This window comes from Noviluteimonas lactosilytica (assembly GCF_020866925.1).
GTDB lineage: Bacteria > Pseudomonadota > Gammaproteobacteria > Xanthomonadales > Xanthomonadaceae > Noviluteimonas > Noviluteimonas lactosilytica.
Window position 1 is genome coordinate 1,731,188 of sequence record NZ_JAJGAK010000001.1, and the last position, 15,781, is coordinate 1,746,968.

At 67.9% G+C, this 15,781-nt stretch carries 14 protein-coding genes; 6 read left to right on the forward strand and 8 right to left on the reverse strand.

Annotated elements, in window-relative coordinates; all coding sequences use genetic code 11:
• Window positions 1-7: 7 nt before the first annotated feature.
• Genes LK996_RS08305 through LK996_RS08315 form a run of 3 tightly spaced genes read left to right on the forward strand, consistent with a single transcriptional unit; the run spans window position 8 to window position 2,722 of the window.
• Window positions 8-958 (forward strand): ABC transporter ATP-binding protein, encoded by a 951-nt coding sequence (locus tag LK996_RS08305; protein ID WP_230526632.1) that lies wholly within the window; start codon window positions 8-10, stop codon window positions 956-958.
• A complete protein-coding gene (locus LK996_RS08310; RefSeq protein ID WP_230526633.1) occupies window positions 955-1,761 on the forward strand; it encodes an ABC transporter permease in 807 nt (268 codons plus the stop codon). Before LK996_RS08305 ends, LK996_RS08310 begins: the two co-directional genes overlap by 4 nt.
• Window positions 1,762-1,807: 46 nt before the next feature.
• Entirely contained in the window at window positions 1,808-2,722 is a 915-nt protein-coding gene (locus LK996_RS08315) for a DUF2167 domain-containing protein (protein ID WP_230526634.1), read from the forward strand.
• Between the two features lies 1 nt (window position 2,723).
• On the opposite strand, the gene LK996_RS08320 is transcribed toward LK996_RS08315, so the two are convergent.
• On the reverse strand, window positions 2,724-3,509 hold the full coding sequence (locus LK996_RS08320; RefSeq protein ID WP_230526635.1) for a TatD family hydrolase: 786 nt from the start codon (window positions 3,507-3,509) through the stop codon (window positions 2,724-2,726).
• A gap of 41 nt (window positions 3,510-3,550) precedes the next feature.
• Between LK996_RS08320 and hrpB the strand changes: the two genes are divergently transcribed.
• Both hrpB and LK996_RS08330 read left to right on the forward strand, forming a co-directional pair.
• A complete protein-coding gene (gene hrpB / locus LK996_RS08325) occupies window positions 3,551-6,043 on the forward strand; it encodes an ATP-dependent helicase HrpB (RefSeq protein ID WP_230526636.1) in 2,493 nt (830 codons plus the stop codon).
• A gap of 104 nt (window positions 6,044-6,147) precedes the next feature.
• Window positions 6,148-6,531: a hypothetical protein gene (locus LK996_RS08330; protein WP_230526637.1), complete on the forward strand. Its 384-nt coding sequence runs from the start codon at window positions 6,148-6,150 to the stop codon at window positions 6,529-6,531.
• 32 nt (window positions 6,532-6,563) lie between these two features.
• Here the strand turns inward: LK996_RS08330 and LK996_RS08335 are convergent, their stop codons facing one another.
• From LK996_RS08335 to LK996_RS08350, 4 genes are all read right to left on the reverse strand, one after another.
• Window positions 6,564-7,676: a hybrid sensor histidine kinase/response regulator gene (locus LK996_RS08335; protein WP_230526638.1), complete on the reverse strand. Its 1,113-nt coding sequence runs from the start codon at window positions 7,674-7,676 to the stop codon at window positions 6,564-6,566.
• Window positions 7,677-7,795: 119 nt separating this feature from the next.
• Window positions 7,796-8,335 carry a pseudouridine synthase gene (locus tag LK996_RS08340; RefSeq protein WP_230526639.1) on the reverse strand — a complete coding sequence of 180 codons (540 nt, stop codon included), beginning with the start codon at window positions 8,333-8,335 and terminating at the stop codon, window positions 7,796-7,798.
• A 33-nt stretch (window positions 8,336-8,368) separates the two neighbouring features.
• Window positions 8,369-9,283 carry a class I SAM-dependent methyltransferase gene (locus LK996_RS08345; RefSeq protein WP_230526640.1) on the reverse strand — a complete coding sequence of 305 codons (915 nt, stop codon included), beginning with the start codon at window positions 9,281-9,283 and terminating at the stop codon, window positions 8,369-8,371.
• 39 nt (window positions 9,284-9,322) lie between these two features.
• Window positions 9,323-10,207: a LysR substrate-binding domain-containing protein gene (locus LK996_RS08350; RefSeq protein ID WP_230526641.1), complete on the reverse strand. Its 885-nt coding sequence runs from the start codon at window positions 10,205-10,207 to the stop codon at window positions 9,323-9,325.
• A gap of 108 nt (window positions 10,208-10,315) precedes the next feature.
• Between LK996_RS08350 and LK996_RS08355 the strand changes: the two genes are divergently transcribed.
• Entirely contained in the window at window positions 10,316-10,564 is a 249-nt protein-coding gene (locus LK996_RS08355; RefSeq protein ID WP_230526642.1) for a hypothetical protein, read from the forward strand.
• 60 nt (window positions 10,565-10,624) lie between these two features.
• On the opposite strand, the gene LK996_RS08360 is transcribed toward LK996_RS08355, so the two are convergent.
• The 3 genes from LK996_RS08360 to LK996_RS08370 form a co-directional block, all read right to left on the reverse strand.
• On the reverse strand, window positions 10,625-12,853 hold the full coding sequence (locus tag LK996_RS08360) for an NADP-dependent isocitrate dehydrogenase (protein WP_230526643.1): 2,229 nt from the start codon (window positions 12,851-12,853) through the stop codon (window positions 10,625-10,627).
• 67 nt (window positions 12,854-12,920) lie between these two features.
• Window positions 12,921-15,029, reverse strand: coding sequence for a hypothetical protein (locus tag LK996_RS08365; RefSeq protein ID WP_230526644.1), 2,109 nt, complete (start codon window positions 15,027-15,029; stop codon window positions 12,921-12,923).
• Complete coding sequence (locus LK996_RS08370; RefSeq protein WP_230526645.1) at window positions 15,026-15,781, reverse strand: PP2C family serine/threonine-protein phosphatase; 756 nt, start codon at window positions 15,779-15,781, stop codon at window positions 15,026-15,028. Before LK996_RS08370 ends, LK996_RS08365 begins: the two co-directional genes overlap by 4 nt.

Consider the following 15,781-nt stretch of genomic DNA (forward strand, 5'->3'; position numbering starts at 1 on the left):
TTCACGCATGTCCCCCGACGCAACGCCCCATGCCCTCGCGCCCGCGCTCAGCGTGCGCGACCTCCGCAAGACCTACGACAACGGCGTCCAGGCGCTCAAGGGCGTTTCGCTCGACGTGCGCCCCGGCGACTTCTTCGCCCTGCTCGGCCCCAACGGCGCGGGCAAGTCCACGCTCATCGGCATCGTCAGCTCGCTGGTGAACAAGAGCGCGGGCGACGTCGAGATCTTCGGCGTGGACATCAACCGCCAGCGCGGCGAAGCGATGCGCCTGGTCGGCCTGGTGCCGCAGGAAATCAACTTCAACCTGTTCGAGAAGCCCTTCGACATCCTGTGCAACTACGCGGGCTTCTACGGGATTCCGCGCGAAGAGGCCGCCGCACGGGCCGAAGAAGAACTCCGCCGCGCGCACCTGTGGGAGAAGGCGCAGGTCATGTCGCGCACGCTGTCGGGCGGCATGAAGCGTCGCCTGATGATCGCGCGCGCGATGATGACGCGGCCGCGCCTGCTGATCCTCGACGAACCCACCGCGGGCGTCGACATCGAGATCCGCCGCGGCATGTGGAAGACGCTGCGCGAGATCAACGGCGCGGGCACGACGATCATCCTCACCACGCACTACCTCGAAGAAGCCGAGAGCCTGTGCCGGCACCTGGCGATCATCGACAAGGGCACGATCATCCAGCAGGGGTCGATGAAGAAGCTGCTCTCGCAGCTCGACGTCGAAGGCTTCCTGTTCGACATCGATGGCGACGTGCCGCACGCGCTGCCCGACATCACGGGCACGAAGCTCGAACGCGTCGACGACCACACGATCGATCTCGAGATGCCGCGCGCGATGGATCTCAACCGCGTATTCGATGCGCTGAACGCCGCCGGCATCCGCGTGCGTTCGATGCGCACCAAGTCCAACCGACTCGAAGAGCTCTTCGTGCGAATGACGTCGAGGGAAGGCCAGTGAACACCACCGTCGCCGCACCCGAAAACGCATCGAATGCGCGCCGCCACTGGGTCGCGCTGGGCACCATCGTGCGCCGCGAAGTGACGCGCATCCTGCGCATCTGGGCGCAGACGCTGGTGCCGCCGGCGATCACGATGACGCTGTATTTCCTGATCTTCGGCGGGCTGATCGGTTCGCGCGTCGGCGAGATGGACGGCATCCGCTACATGGATTTCATCGTGCCGGGCCTGGTGATGATGAGCGTCATCCAGAACAGCTACGGCAACATTTCCTCGTCGTTCTTCGGCGCGAAGTTCGGTCGCCACGTCGAGGAGCTGTTGGTGAGCCCGATGCCGAACGCGGTGATCCTCGGCGGCTACGTCGCCGGCGCCGTGCTGCGCGGCCTGATGGTCGGCGTCATCGTGCTCGCGATCGCGATGCTGTTCACCCGCGTCAGCATCCCGCATCCGCTGGTCACGCTCACCACGGTGATCCTCGGCGCGACGATCTTCTCGCTCGCCGGCTTCGTCAACGCGGTGTACGCGAAGAAGTTCGACGACATCGCGATCGTGCCGACCTTCATCCTCACCCCGCTCACCTACCTCGGCGGCGTGTTCTATTCGGTGAAGCTGCTGCCGGGCTGGGCCGAGACGCTCACCCACCTCAACCCGATCTTCTACATGGTCAACGCCTTCCGCTACGGCCTGCTGGGCGTGAGCGACGTGCCGCTGTGGGTCGCGTATGCGTTGATGCTCGGGTTCGTCGCCGCGCTGTCGGCGCTCGGGCTGTGGCTGCTCAAGCGCGGCATCGGCCTGCGCAGCTGAGCTAGACTTGGCCACCGGCGTGGGGACGCCGAGGGGAACCAACGCAATGAAATGGAGCAGCATCGTGCTGCCCGGCCTGCTGGCCGTGGCAGGGGGCGCGTTCGCGCAGGACGCATCGCAGGAAGAAGCCGCCAAGCGCCAGGCGGAACAACTGGTCGCATCGCTGCATTGGAAGGAAGGCGAGATCGCCGTGCCTTCGGCCGACGCGAAGTTCAGGCTCGGGTCGCAGTTCCACTATCTCGAAGCGAGCGACGCGCAGAAGGTCCTCGAAGACCTGTGGGGCAATCCGCCCGACGACACCGTGCTCGGCATGGTCGTGCCGAAATCGCACGGGTTGATGGACGACGCCAGCTGGGCGGTGGTCGTGACGTATTCCGACGACGGTTACGTGTCGGATGAAGACGCCAAGTCGATCGACTACGCCGAACTGCTCAGCGACATGCAGGAAGAGATCAAGGACGAGAACGAAGCGCGCAAGGACGCCGGCTACGAAGGCCTCACGCTGCACCGCTGGGCCGAGCAACCGCATTACGACGCATCGAACAAGAAGTTGTACTGGGCGAAGGACCTCGAGTTCGAAGGCAGCGAAGGCCACACGCTCAACTACGACATCCGCGTGCTCGGTCGCGGCGGTTATCTCAGCCTCAACGCGGTCGCCAACATGGAATCGCTGCCGGAAGTGCGCGCCGACATGCAGCAACTGCTGCCGATGGTCGAGTTCGATCCGGGCGCGCGCTATGCCGACTACAACGCGAAGACCGACAAGGTCGCGGCCTACGGCATCGCGGCGCTCGTCGGCGGCGGGGTCGCGGCGAAGGCCGGCCTGTTCGGCAAGCTCGGCGTGCTGCTGCTCGGCCTCAAGAAGCTGCTGATCCCGATCGGCCTCGTGCTCGCGGCGTTCGGCAAGAAGATCGTCGGCTTCTTCACCGGCGACAAGGACCGGTCGAAGACCGTCCGCTGAGTCAGGGCAGGCGGAAGAAAGCGTTCGCCGCCGCGGTCGTCGCGGCGGCGACGCTCTCCACCGACTCGCCGCGATCGCGCGCGAGTTCTTCCACGATGTGCGCGAGGTACATCGGCTCGTTGCGTCGATGCGAAGGCTGCGGACGCACCGTGCGCGGCAGCAGGTACGGCGCGTCGGTTTCGATCATCAAACGATTCGCGGGAATGTGCTTCACCAGTTCGCGCAGGTGCAGGCCGCGGCGTTCGTCGCACAGCCAGCCCGTGATGCCGACGCGCCAATCCTGGTCGAGGTAGTCGAACAACTCCTCGCGCGTCCCCGTGAAGCAATGCACGACAGACGGCGCGAGCTTGCCGTCGAACTGCTTCATGATCGCCATGAAATCCGCGTGCGCGTCACGCTGGTGGAGGAACAACGGCTTGCCCGTGTCGACGGCGATCTGCAACTGCAATTCGAAGGCGCGGCGCTGCGCCGGACGCGGCGAGAAATCGCGGAAGTAATCGAGCCCGCATTCGCCGACCGCGACGACTTCGGGCAGCGCCTGCAACGCGCGCATCTCCGCGTCGCACTCGGCCGTGTATTCGGTCGCGTGATGCGGATGCACGCCCGCGGTGGCGAACAGCTCGCCCGGGTGTGTGCGTGCGAGTTCGGCCGCCTTCGGCGAGTGCTCGCGGCTCGCGCCGGTGACGATCATGCGCGACACGCCGGCCGCACGCGCGCGTTGCATCACGGCGTCGCGGTCGTGGTCGAAGCTGTCGTGGGTGAGGTTGGCGCCGATGTCGATGAGCATATGGGCGGCAAGTTTACCGGCCGGCACCGTAGACTTCGTGCGTGCGCGCCCCCGACTTTCCCATCGCCCCGCTGCTGCCCGAGGTGCGCGCGAGCCTCGCCGCGCACCCGCGGCTGGTGCTGGAAGCCCCGCCGGGCGCGGGCAAGACCACGCAGGTGCCGCTGGCGCTGCTCGACGAAGCCTGGCTCGGCGGCCGGAAGATCCTGATGCTCGAACCGCGCCGCGTCGCCGCGCGCGCCGCGGCCGGGTTCATGGCGAAACAACTCGGCGAGGCGCCCGGCGACACCGTCGGTTACCGCATTCGCTTCGAGAGCAAGGTCTCCGCGCGCACGCGCATCGAAGTGGTGACCGAGGGCATCCTCACGCGCATGCTGCAGGACGATCCGGTGCTCGAAGGCGTCGGCGCGTTGCTGTTCGACGAATTCCACGAACGCCACCTGGCCGGCGACCTCGGCCTCGCACTCGCGCTCGACGTGCAGGCAGGCCTGCGCGACGACCTGCGCATCGTGGTGATGTCGGCGACGCTCGACGGCGAGCGGCTCGCGCGTTTCCTCGATGCGCCGCGACTCACCAGCGCGGGCCGCGCATATCCCGTCGACATCGCGCACTTCCCCGCGCGACGCGATGAAGCGCTCGCACCGCAAGCAAGGCGCGCGATCGAACATGCACTCGCGCAACACCAGGGCGACGTGCTCGTTTTCCTTCCCGGCCAGCGCGAGATCGCGCAGGTCGATGCGGCGCTCGCCAACAGCGATGCGGTGCGCGCCATCGACGTGCTTGCGCTGCACGGTGAACTGCCCGTCGAACAGCAGGCGCGCGTACTCGCACCGGGCGAACGACGTCGCGTCGTGCTCGCCACCAACGTCGCCGAAAGCAGCGTGACATTGCCGGGCGTGCGTGTGGTCATCGACAGCGGCCTCGCGCGCGAACCGCGTTACGACCCCAACTCCGGGTTCTCGCGCCTGGACATCGTGTCGATCGCCCAGGCATCGGCGGACCAGCGCGCGGGCCGCGCGGGCCGCGTCGCCGAAGGCTGGGCGTATCGCCTGTGGCCGCAATCGCAACGGCTCGAACCGCAACGCCGCCCCGAGATCGCGCAGGTCGAACTCGCCGCGCTCGCGTTGGAACTCGCCGCGTGGGGCAGCGCCGACCTGCAGTTCGTCGACGCGCCGCCGGCCGGCGCGCTCGGTGCTGCTCGCGACCTGTTGCGTCGCCTCGGTGCGATGGAAGGCGACGCGCTGACAACGCTCGGCCGCCGCATGTTGTCGCTCGGCACGCATCCGCGGTTCGCGGCGATGCTGCTTGCATCGCGCGACGACGTCGGCCGTGCACTCGCGTGCGACCTCGCCGCGTTGATCGAAGCACGCGACCCGCTGCGTTCGCGCAGCGACGCGCTCGCCGAACGCTGGCGCGCGTTGTCCGCGTTCCGCAGCGGCCATGATCCGGGCGGCAGCCGCGCCGCGTTCGCCGCCATCGACGCGGCCGCGAAACAATGGCGCCGTCGCCTCAAGGTCGACGCATCGCCGCCCCGCGCCATCGACGCGCACCATCTCGGCGACCTCCTCGCGCACGCCTTCCCAGATCGCATCGCGCGCCAGCATCCGACGCAACCGCGGCGCTACCAACTCGCGAACGGGCGCATGGCGACGTTGTTCGACGACAGCGCGTTGTTCGGCGAGCCGTGGCTCGTCGCGAGCGAGTTGCGCCACGAAGCGAAGGATGCGCTGCTGTTGCGCGGCGCGCCGGTCGACGAAGCGGCGTTGCGTCGCGATTTTCCCAAACGCTTCGTCGAAGAAGACACGGTGCGTTGGGACGAAGCGCGCCGCGCACTCGTCGCGCAACGCGAGCGTCGCTTCGACGGCATCGTGCTCGAGTCGAAACCCGCTGGCCGCGTCGATCCCGCGCACGCCGCGCAGGCGCTGACCAACGCCGTGCGCGAACTCGGCCTCGACGCCCTGCCCTGGAGCGAAACGTTGCAGCAATGGCGCGCACGCGTGCGTGCATTGCGCGAATGGGCGCCGGACGAAGGCTTCCCCGATCTCTCCGACGCCGCATTGCTAGACACGCTCGACGCCTGGCTGCGCCCCGCGTTCGAAGGCAAGACGCGCCTCGATGCGCTCGATGCCGCCGAGTTGTCGCACGCGTTGCACGAAATGGTCGACTGGAACCTGCGTCGTCGCATCGATGCCTTGGCGCCCACGCGCATCGTCGTGCCGTCGGGCATGGAGCGCCGAATCGAATACGCATTCGACGACATCGACGGCGTGCGCCCGCCGGTCCTCGCGGTGAAACTGCAGGAATTGTTCGGCCTGGCCGACACGCCGCGGATCGTCGACGGCCGCGTGCCGCTCACCCTGCACCTGCTCTCGCCCGCCGGCCGGCCGCTGCAGGTGACGCAGGACCTCAAGGGCTTCTGGGAACGCACCTATCCAGACGTGCGCAAGGAAATGAAGGGACGCTATCCGCGCCACCCGTGGCCCGACGACCCGTGGTCGGCCGCGGCGACGCATCGCGCGAAACCGCGCGGCACCTGAAGCGACGGTCGCTGAACACCGCGCGCACCGATCACATGCGCTCAACACCGCCGCTCCGACACTGCCCAGCCAGACCCCTGCATTCGTCCCCGAGGGAGCAGACGATGAACACCAAGCTGATCGCGTTGCCCGAGAAAGCCATCGACCTCGCCGGCAGGTGGGGCGGACAGGCGATGGAACTCGTCCCGCGTGCGGGCCAGTGGCTCGATGCAGGCGTCAAGATCGGCGCGGTCAAGACGGGATCGAAAGTGGCGATGAAGTTCGTGCGCAAGCATCCGATCGCGACCGTCGCGACCGTCGTCGGTGCGGGCGCGCTCTGGTACATCGCGCATCGCAAGGCGAAGCAGGCGCGCAACGGCGCGAACGGCGACGCGATCGAAGGCAGTTCGCGCCGCGTCGAAGCCAAGCGTGCGACGAAGACGACGCGCGCGCCGCGCAAGACCGCGCGCAAGTCGACGCGCGCTTCGGCGCAATCTTCGGAGAGCTGAGTCGCGGGCTTCCCGTTGCGCGTGGAGCGTGATTACTCGGAGAGCATCGACGCCGGCAGTTCGATCACGAACACGGCGCCGCCGCCTTCGCGATCCTCGTACCACAGGTCGCCGCCGGCGCCGACGATGATCTGCCGCGCGAGCGAAAGGCCGAGGCCGCTCGACATCCCGTCGTCGCGTCCGCTCAGGCGCATGAAAGGCTTGAACAGATCGCGGCGTTTCTCCACCGGCACGCCGCCGCCGCGATCGAGCACGCGCAACTGCCAGAACCCCGTGTTGCCCGAACGCGCCACCTCGAGCGTCAGTTCGCCGCCGTCGGGCGCGTACTTCATCGCGTTGGTGATCAGGTTCTCGGCGACCTGGCGCAATACGCGACGATCGATCGCCACCGTGCCGCAGGGATCGGGCACGATCGCGTGCAAGTGCATGCCGCGGCTTTCGAGTTGCAGTTCGTAGCGCTGCGCCAACCACTCGACGGTTTCGCGCAACGCGGCGGGATGCGTGTGCGCTTCGACGCCGCCCGCGGCCGCGATGCGTTCCTGCCCTTCCAGGTAACGGCGGATGTAACCGATCGCGTCGTGCGCGCTCTCGTGGATCATCTGCAGGTAACGCGGCACGCGTTCGGGCTTGCAGCCGTCCTGCATGAGGATGTCGCTCGCGAACAGCACGCTGCTCAGCGGATTCTTGAGGTCGTGCGCGACGAGGTTGACGAGTTCCTGGCGTTCGCGCGCGACGCGTTCGAGCCGATCGCGCGCCTGCTTCAGCGCGACGTGCGCGCCGACGCGCGCGAGCAGCTCTTCGGGAATGAAAGGCTTGGTGACGTAATCGACGGCGCCGCTGTCGAACGCGCGCAGCAACAGTTCGCGATCCTGCGCGGCGGTGAGGAAGATCACCGGCATGTCCTGCAACGGCGCATGGCGGCGCATCTCTTCGAGCAACTGGAAGCCGTCCATGCCGGGCATCAGCATGTCGAGCAGCACCAGGTCCGGCGTGCGCGCGAGGGCTTGTTCCAGCGCTTCGTTGCCGGTCCCCGCGGGCACGACGTCGTACCCGTTGCGCGACAGCAACGTGCTGACGACGCGCAGATTGGCGGGTTGATCGTCGACGACGAGGATCCGACCCGGAACGGTTGCCGACTCTGGCATGTGCTTCCTTGTCCGAAGGTCCGCAACGATCTCCCTTCGTTGCGATACCTGAACGGGCTGATCAAGTTAACAGAACTACCCGGTGGCCGCTCTGCGCACGGCCGCCTGGACTGAACAGTTCAGCGGGACACCTCGCGCCACGCCCCCGGTTGCAGGCCCTCGATCCCGTGCGGACCGATCCCGACCCGCACCAGACGTAACGTGGGGAGGCCCACCGCGGCGGTCATCCTGCGCACCTGCCGGTTGCGACCTTCGACGATGACCAGCTCGATCCACGCGTCGGGCACCGTCTTGCGGAAGCGGACCGGCGGGTCGCGCGGCCACAGGACGGGGTCCGGGATCGCGCGGGCCTGCGCCGGCAAGGTGGGCCCGTCGCTGAGCACGACGCCGTCGCGCAACCGCGCCAACGCGTCCTCGGTGGGCGTCCCTTCCACCTGCGCCCAGTACGTCTTCGGCTGCTTGTGGCGCGGGTCGCTCAGGCGATGCGCGAGCGGGCCGTCGTCGGTGAGCAGCAGCAGGCCTTCGGAATCCGCGTCGAGCCGGCCCGCCGCATACACGCCCGCCGGCAGGCCGAAGCCGGCGAGCGTCGGCCGCGGCGGCACGCTGCGATCGGTGAACTGCGACAAGACCCCGTAGGGCTTGTTGAACGCGATCAGCATGCCGCGCGGCCTGCGCGCATCAACGCGCGCGCCTCAACCCGGCTTCTTGAAGCGCAGCGTCATGCGATCGCTTTCGCCGATCGCCTGGTACTTCGCGTCGTCCTTCGGGTCGTGCTGGTTGGTCGGCGGCAGCGTCCACACGCCGTTCGGATGGTCCTTCGTGTCGCGCGGATTCGCGTTCACTTCGCTCTGTCCGTCGAGCACGAAGCCCGCCTTCGTCGCGTAGCCGAGCACGAGCGCTTCGGTGAGGTAACCGCTGTCGATCTGCTTCTTCAGATCGGTGCCGGCATTCGCGCGATGGTCGACGAAGCCCAGCGTGCCGCCCGGCTTGAGCACCTTGAAGAACGCGTCGAAGTATTCCTGCGCGTTGCTGTCTTCCACCCAGTTGTGCGCGTTGCGGAAGGTCAGCACGACGTCGGCCGAACCCGCGGGACCGAAGTCGGGATCGCGCGCGTCGAAGATCCGCAGTTCGGCCTTGCCGTACAGCGCGCCGTTGCCGTCGATCTTGTCGCGCAGGCGCTTGTTGAGGTCGTAGCGATACTTCGGCTGGCCCGGGATCGCGTCGTCCCACACCGCGGCGACGTACTGTCCGCCGTCGCGCAGGAAGGGCGCGAGGATCTCGGTGTACCAGCCACCGCCCGGGGTGATCTCGATGACGGTCTGGTCCGGCTTGAGCAGGAAGAAGGACAGCGTTTCCTTCGGATGGCGGTACTGGTCGCGCTTCACCCAGGCCGGCGTGCGCCAGCTGCCGGCGATCGCGGTGTCGAGCGACGCGCCGGTCGCGTTGGTAACCATCGACGAATCGGAAGCGCTGGCCGCGGCCGCGCCGTCCTCGGCGGATGCGGAGGCGGAGGCCGACGATCCTTGCGTCGAAGCACAACCGACGAGCGCGGCAAGCAACAAACCGGACAGCAGGGGACGAACGGCGGGGCGAGTGCGGCGATCCATCGTGGCGACTCCGTCGAAGGGAGGGGAAGCGTAGCGCGTTCAGGTTTGCGCGGAAGTGTAGGCCTCGGCCTCCTCCAGCACCCAGGCCTGGAATCGCGCCAGCCCCTGGTGCGAGCGCGAACGTGGCGGCACGACCAGGTAATGGCTGAAGTCGGACTTCAGCTTCTCGTCGAACAGGCGCGTCAGCCGCTGCGAATCGATCAACGGCCACGCGAGCGTGAGCCTGCCCAGCACGATGCCCATGCCCTCGACCGCCGCGCGGTGCAGCGTTTCGGAGTCGTCGAAGTTCGCGACGTAACGCTTCGGCGCCTGCCCGCCGAAACGCGCGAACCAATTGCTCCAGCGTCCGCCCGGCGCGCCGAGCAACGGAAAATCGCCGAGCGTTTCGAGCGTCGGATGACCGAGGCGTTCGACCAGCGCGGGGCTCGCCATCGGCGTCAGCCAATCGTCGAACAGATGCACCGCATCGAGGCCGGGCCAATGGCCCGGGCCGTAGCGCAGGCCCGCATCCAGCTCCGTGTCGCGCTCGAAGTCGACGACGTTGATCGTCGACGACAGATGGATCTCGATCTGCGGATTGGCGGCGACGAACTTCGGCAACCGCGGCACCAGCCAGCTCGTCGCGAACGACGGCATCAGCGTCAGCGTCAGCACGTCGTCGCGCCGCGCGCCGAAGGGACGCAGCGCCTGGTCGATCGCATCGAGATGGTCGGCCACGCGATCGAACAGGCGTTGCCCGTCGGCGGTGAGTTCGACGCCGCGCGGATTGCGGATGAACAAGCGTTGCCCGAGGCGTTCCTCGAGCCCGCGGATCTGGTGGCTGAGCGCGCTGATCGTCAGGTGCATCGACTCCGCCGCCCGCGACAGATTGCCGAGGCGGGCCGTGGCGACGAAGCCCTGGAGGGCGTGGAGCGGTGGGCGCATCGGACCTCCCAGACTTGAATGAAATCGAAGGCTGGATACCAAAACCCGCGATTTTCAGCGGCCAAGGATGCGCCTATCTTTCATCCCACTCAAGAACGGAGCACGCCCATGCGCACCGAAACCGCCCGTCTCTACAAGGATCTGCTGTCGCTGCAGGGTCACCCGATCGACTCGGGGATCGAGGACGAACTGACCGGCGCCACGCCGGAATCCGAGCGCCGCGCGAGCGGCCGCCTGGACCGCGGCACGACCTGGTTCGAATCGTTCCTGCTGCTCGGTGGACACGACCCGATCGATCCGCACCAGGCCAACGATGCGATCGTTTCCCCCGAACGCATCGGGGTCGGCCACTGCTGAGTCGACGCTGTTCCCGCAAGTCGCCCTCCCCTGTATCGCAGGGGAGGGTCGTGATCGGCGTCAGGCCAGCGCGTCGATCGCCGAATTGAACGTCGCGCTCGGTCGCATCGCCTTCGCGAGCTTCGCGACATCCGGCCGGTAGTAACCGCCGATGTCGACCGCCGAGCCCTGCACACCGTTGAGCTCGCCGACGATCTTCGCTTCGTTGTCCGCGAGCGTCTTCGCGAGCGGCGCGAACGTCGCCTTCAGTGCCGCATCGCTGTCCTGCGCAGCGAGCGCCTGCGCCCAGTACATCGCGAGATAGAAGTGGCTGCCGCGATTGTCGAGCGTGCCGAGCTTGCGCCCCGGCGACTTGTTCTCATCGAGGAACTTCGCATTCGCCGCGTCGAGCGCGTCGGCCAGCACCTGCGCCTTCGCGTTGTCGTGGCGGTTGGCGAGATGTTCCAGCGATGCCGCGAGCGCGAGGAATTCGCCCAGCGAATCCCAGCGCAGGTAGTTCTCCGCGACGAACTGCTGCACGTGCTTCGGCGCCGAACCGCCCGCGCCCGTCTCGAACAGGCCACCGCCCGCCATCAGCGGCACGACCGACAGCATCTTCGCGCTCGTGCCGAGTTCCATGATCGGGAACAGGTCGGTCAGGTAATCGCGCAGCACGTTGCCGGTGACGGAGATCGTGTCCTCGCCGCGGCGGATGCGCGCGAGCGAATGCGTCATCGCATCGACCGGCGCGAGCACGCGGATGTCGAGACCGCTGGTGTCGTGATCCTTGAGGTAGGCCTCGACCTTCTTCAGCACCTGCGCATCGTGCGCGCGGTTCGCGTCGAGCCAGAACACCGCCGGCGTGTGCGACAGCGACGCGCGCGACACCGCGAGCTTCACCCAGTCGCGGATCGGTGCGTCCTTGGTCTGGCACATGCGCCAGATGTCGCCGGCTTCGACGTTGTGTTCGAGCACGACATTGCCCTTCGCATCGATCACGCGCACGACGCCGTCGTGTTCCATGTGGAAGGTCTTGTCGTGCGAGCCGTATTCCTCGGCCTTCTGCGCCATCAGGCCGACGTTGGGCACGCTGCCCATCGTCGCCGGATCGAACGCGCCGTTGACCTTGCAGTCGTCGATGACCGCCTGGTAAATGCCCGCGTAGCAGCGATCGGGAATGACGGCCTTGGTGTCCTGCAGCTCGCCCTTCGCGTTCCACATCTGGCCGGAGTCGCGGATCATCGCCGGCATCGAGGCGTCGACGATCACGTCGCTCGGCACGTGCAGGTTGGTGATGCCCTTGTCGGAGTTGACCATCGCGATCCCGGGGCGCGACGCGTATTCCTTCGCGATGTCGGCTTCGATCATTGCGCGCAGGTCTTCCGGCAGCGACGGCAGGCGCGCGTACAGATCGCCGATGCCGTTGTTGGGATCGAAGCCGGCGTCGATCAGCGCAGCCTCGTGGCGCGCGAGCACGTCGCGATAGAAGCGCTCGACCACGACGCCGAACATGATCGGGTCGGAGACCTTCATCATCGTCGCCTTCAGGTGCAGCGAGAACAGCACGCCGCGGGCCTTCGCGTCCTCGATCTGCGCATCGACGAAGCGCGACAGCGCCTTGGTGTTCATCGTCGCGGCGTCGACGATCTCGCCCGCCTTCACCTTCACCGCGTCCTTCAACACGAGCTTCGCGCCGTCGGTACCGGTGAACTCGATGCGCAGCGCGCCGGCGTCACCGATCGTCGCCGACTTCTCGCTGCCGTAGAAGTCGCCGCCGTCCATGTGCGCGACGTGCGACTTCGAATCCTTCGACCACGCCCCCATGCGATGCGGATGCTTGCGCGCGTACTGCTTCACCGACAGCGGCGCGCGGCGATCGGAGTTGCCTTCGCGCAGCACCGGGTTCACCGCGCTGCCCTTGACGCGGTCGTAGCGCGCCTTGATGTCCTGCTCGCGCTCGTCCTTCGGTTCGTCCGGATAGTTCGGCAGCGCGAAGCCCTGCGCCTGCAATTCCTTGATCGCGGCCTTGAGCTGCGGCACGGAAGCGCTGATGTTCGGCAGCTTGATGATGTTCGCGTCGGGCGTGGTCGCGAGCGCGCCGAGCTCGGCGAGGTCGTCGTTCACGCGATGCGCGGCGTCGAGCATGTCGGCGAACTGCGACACGATGCGGCCGGCGAGCGAGATGTCGCGCGTTTCGACGTTGATGCCCGCCGGCTTCGCGTACGCAGCGACGATGGGCAGGAACGACTGCGTCGCCAGGAACGGCGCTTCATCGGTGAGGGTGTAGAGGATCGTAGGCGTGTTCGACATGCGCGCGCTCGCGTGGCGTGGGTGGGGCGCGCGACGAACGCCGGCGCTGGGTCCGCCATTCTAGGGCTTATCGCGGCACGGGTCGGGCGGCGAGGGCCTTGATGTCAGCGGGCACGGCTGCGTTCGTGAGGGCCGCTCCGCGAACGCGCGCACGTGCCGAGACGACGGCGAAGCGATCTTCGTCGAGGCCGATGATCGGCATCATCGCCACCGGGAAGCGCGTGCGGAGCTCGTGCATCCGTGCTTCGTCCGTCGCCAGGGCTTCGGCAAGCGACAGTGCGCCGTACGCGTCCTCGACGCGCGGCGCGATCACGCCCCATCCATACCAGCCCGAAGGGTCGGCCGGCGCCACTGCGATCGCGTGCTTGAAGTAGCCCGACGCCAACGCGATGTTGTCGTCGAGCATCGCCATCCAGCCGAGTTCGAACGCGACGGATGCGGTGTACGGGGATTCGCGCAGCAGGTGCTCGAGGCCGCGTCGCAGTTGTTCGCGCGCTTCGTTGTGCACGGTCATGTTCGCGCCCCGCGCGTCGATGCCGCGCGCGTAGGTGTCGATCAGCGCTTTCGCCGAGGCGCCCGCACGATCGTCCGGCGCCGGCTGGCCCGCCCCGCGCGCGCGCAGGAACTCGACCTGGCGCGCGAGATCGCCGTCGTAGTCGGCCGCCGCGACGACATACGCATAGATCCAATCGGTCGAACCGACGATGGATTCGAACGGTGGCGTGTATGGCGTGTCTTCGACCGGCGGCGCGTGCGCGCGTGCACGCTGCACCGGCGCGGGTCGCGCGGGCACCGTCGCCGTGCGTGTGCCGCCGACCGCGGGCACCTGCGTCCACGGGTTGTAGCTGCCTGTCTGGCAGGCTTTCAGCGAGATCGCGATCACGATCCCCAGTGCTCCCAAGATCAGCATTTCGCCGAGTTTCCTCAGCGCGCGCGCGAACGGACCCGGCGGCGGTGGCCACGGGGTGTACGGCAGCGGCTGATAGCGACGAGGGAAATTCGGCTTCGGGATCGCCGAGTGCTTGCGCGCCTGGTAGGTCGCGCGGTTGGGTGCGGTCGGCCGCACGTTGGGTCGCGCGGTCGGCCGTCGCGTGTGCGGGGTCGTCGCCGTCGGCGAACGCGCGGGTTGCGCCGCGCGCGCCCTGCGCAACAGCTGCACGCGCTCGCAATGCGCGCATTCCATGCCCGCGTAATGCTGGTGCACCGCGTCGCGCGAGCACACCACCATGCGGCCGGTCGAGCGTCGCGCGAAGGATTCGAGCAACGCCTGCCACTCGTGCGCCGCGGGCCGCCCGAAGCCGCGCGACTCGAATGCGCGATCGAACATCGCGCGCAACTCCGACGGCATGCGTGCGTGCCCGCTGCCCGGATTCGGCGCGATGCTCGCGTTCGACCGCACGCCGTAGGCATACCAGCGACCGGCGATGCGCGAAGGAATGTCGGTCGGCACGTTCGTCGCGATCGGTCGGCCGGTGAACGGATGGATGCCGAAGTTGAGCAACTGGAAGATCACCACCGCGAGCGCGAAGCGATCCTGCGCCTGCTCGCCGTCCGTCGTGATGCCGCCGCGCTGGAATTCCGGCGCGAGGTAATCGGGCGTGAACTGCGGCGCGGGGAAGCGTTCGCCTTCGCCCTGGATGCTGAAGCCGTCGCAATCGAGCATCGCCATGTGCAGCGACTGCCGATGGAAGCGCAGGTTCACCGGCTTGAGGTCGACGATGTAGTGATGTTGCGCGTGCAGCGCGGCGACGACGGCGGCGAGGTTCGCGGCGAGCGTGATCTTCGGCCCCAGCCCCGTCGGCAACTGTTCCGCGCGCGCCTGCTTCTCCTGCAGGATGAGTTCGAGTTCGCACGTCGCCTGCACGTCGACCGCGGGCATCAGGAACCCGACGAAGCGCCCGTGCCGATCGTGCAACAGCGATGTCGGCCAAGCGATCTGCACGCGGCGCGACGCGCCCTCGACGATATCCGGCAAGTCGGGCGACAAGCGCAGCATCGCCGCGACCTTCCGCGCGTACGTCGCGTGGTCGATCGCGGGGTGATAAAGCTTGGCGACCAGGTGCGGCGATTCGCGCAGCAGGTAGACCGAACCGGCGCCGCCGCTCTTCACGAGTTTCGCCAGCGTGTGCCGCCGGCGCGCGTCGTCGAACAGCGCTTCGCCGGTGCGGTCGTTCATTCGCGCTGCAATGCGACCAGCAGGGTCTTGTCGTCGCTGGTGATGGTGTCGGTGCGCGGATCGGAGAGCGTGCCGAGCAGGGCCTGCGAACCCGTGCCGGCGTCGACGCTCACGAGATAGCGCGTGACCGGATCGAAGAACGCGCGATACGGCGCCGCGAGGTCCTTCGTCATCGCGAACGGCATCGCGCCGTCGGACATCAGCAACACGCTCGCGACCGGCCCCGCGATCGGCGACACGCGCAGGTGCGCTTCCCACTCGTCGCCGGTGACGAAGTAGGTTTCGTTGGCGTACTCGCCGTTCTCCGGCAGCGACACGGTGCACGCACCCGCTTCGTCGAGCGCGGCGCCGACGCCGTCGCCGATGTGGAAGAACCAGCCGCCATCGCGATCGGCGACAACGCCGACCAGCGTCGCGGCGAAATGCGCGAGTTCGGCGCCGTCGCGCGTCGCACGTTCGGCCAATGCAGCGCGCGCGGACGCGATCGCATCGCGCGCGCATACCGTCATCGCATCGAGCGATGCGGACGGCGCGATCGCGCCATCGCGCACGCGCGCAGCGACGAACGCAACGACCTCCGCCGACAACGCTTGCGCGCCTTCATGGCTGCGCGGCTGCGACCCCGCGCCATCGCACACGACCGCGATCAGCACCTCGCCTTCGCACGTGCGTGCGAAGGCATCCTGGCAGGGAAGGCCGCCGTCGACATGCGATCGTCCGATCGCCGCCGCGGCGCAGACATGCCACGGCAT

Excerpts from the sequence above, each read along its gene's own strand:
- LK996_RS08305 (WP_230526632.1), top strand. The coding sequence starts at position 8 with ATGTCCCCCGACGCAACGCCCCATGCCCTCGCGCCCGCGCTCAGCGTG.
- LK996_RS08315 (WP_230526634.1), top strand. The coding sequence starts at position 1,808 with ATGAAATGGAGCAGCATCGTGCTGCCCGGCCTGCTGGCCGTGGCAGGG.
- LK996_RS08320 (WP_230526635.1), bottom strand. The coding sequence starts at position 3,509 with ATGCTCATCGACATCGGCGCCAACCTCACCCACGACAGCTTCGACCAC.
- LK996_RS08330 (WP_230526637.1), top strand. The coding sequence starts at position 6,148 with ATGAACACCAAGCTGATCGCGTTGCCCGAGAAAGCCATCGACCTCGCC.
- LK996_RS08335 (WP_230526638.1), bottom strand. The coding sequence starts at position 7,676 with ATGCCAGAGTCGGCAACCGTTCCGGGTCGGATCCTCGTCGTCGACGAT.
- LK996_RS08340 (WP_230526639.1), bottom strand. The coding sequence starts at position 8,335 with ATGCTGATCGCGTTCAACAAGCCCTACGGGGTCTTGTCGCAGTTCACC.
- LK996_RS08345 (WP_230526640.1), bottom strand. The coding sequence starts at position 9,283 with ATGGATCGCCGCACTCGCCCCGCCGTTCGTCCCCTGCTGTCCGGTTTG.
- LK996_RS08350 (WP_230526641.1), bottom strand. The coding sequence starts at position 10,207 with ATGCGCCCACCGCTCCACGCCCTCCAGGGCTTCGTCGCCACGGCCCGC.
- LK996_RS08355 (WP_230526642.1), top strand. The coding sequence starts at position 10,316 with ATGCGCACCGAAACCGCCCGTCTCTACAAGGATCTGCTGTCGCTGCAG.
- LK996_RS08360 (WP_230526643.1), bottom strand. The coding sequence starts at position 12,853 with ATGTCGAACACGCCTACGATCCTCTACACCCTCACCGATGAAGCGCCG.
- LK996_RS08365 (WP_230526644.1), bottom strand. The coding sequence starts at position 15,029 with ATGAACGACCGCACCGGCGAAGCGCTGTTCGACGACGCGCGCCGGCGG.
- LK996_RS08370 (WP_230526645.1), bottom strand. The coding sequence starts at position 15,781 with ATGCCGTGGCATGTCTGCGCCGCGGCGGCGATCGGACGATCGCATGTC.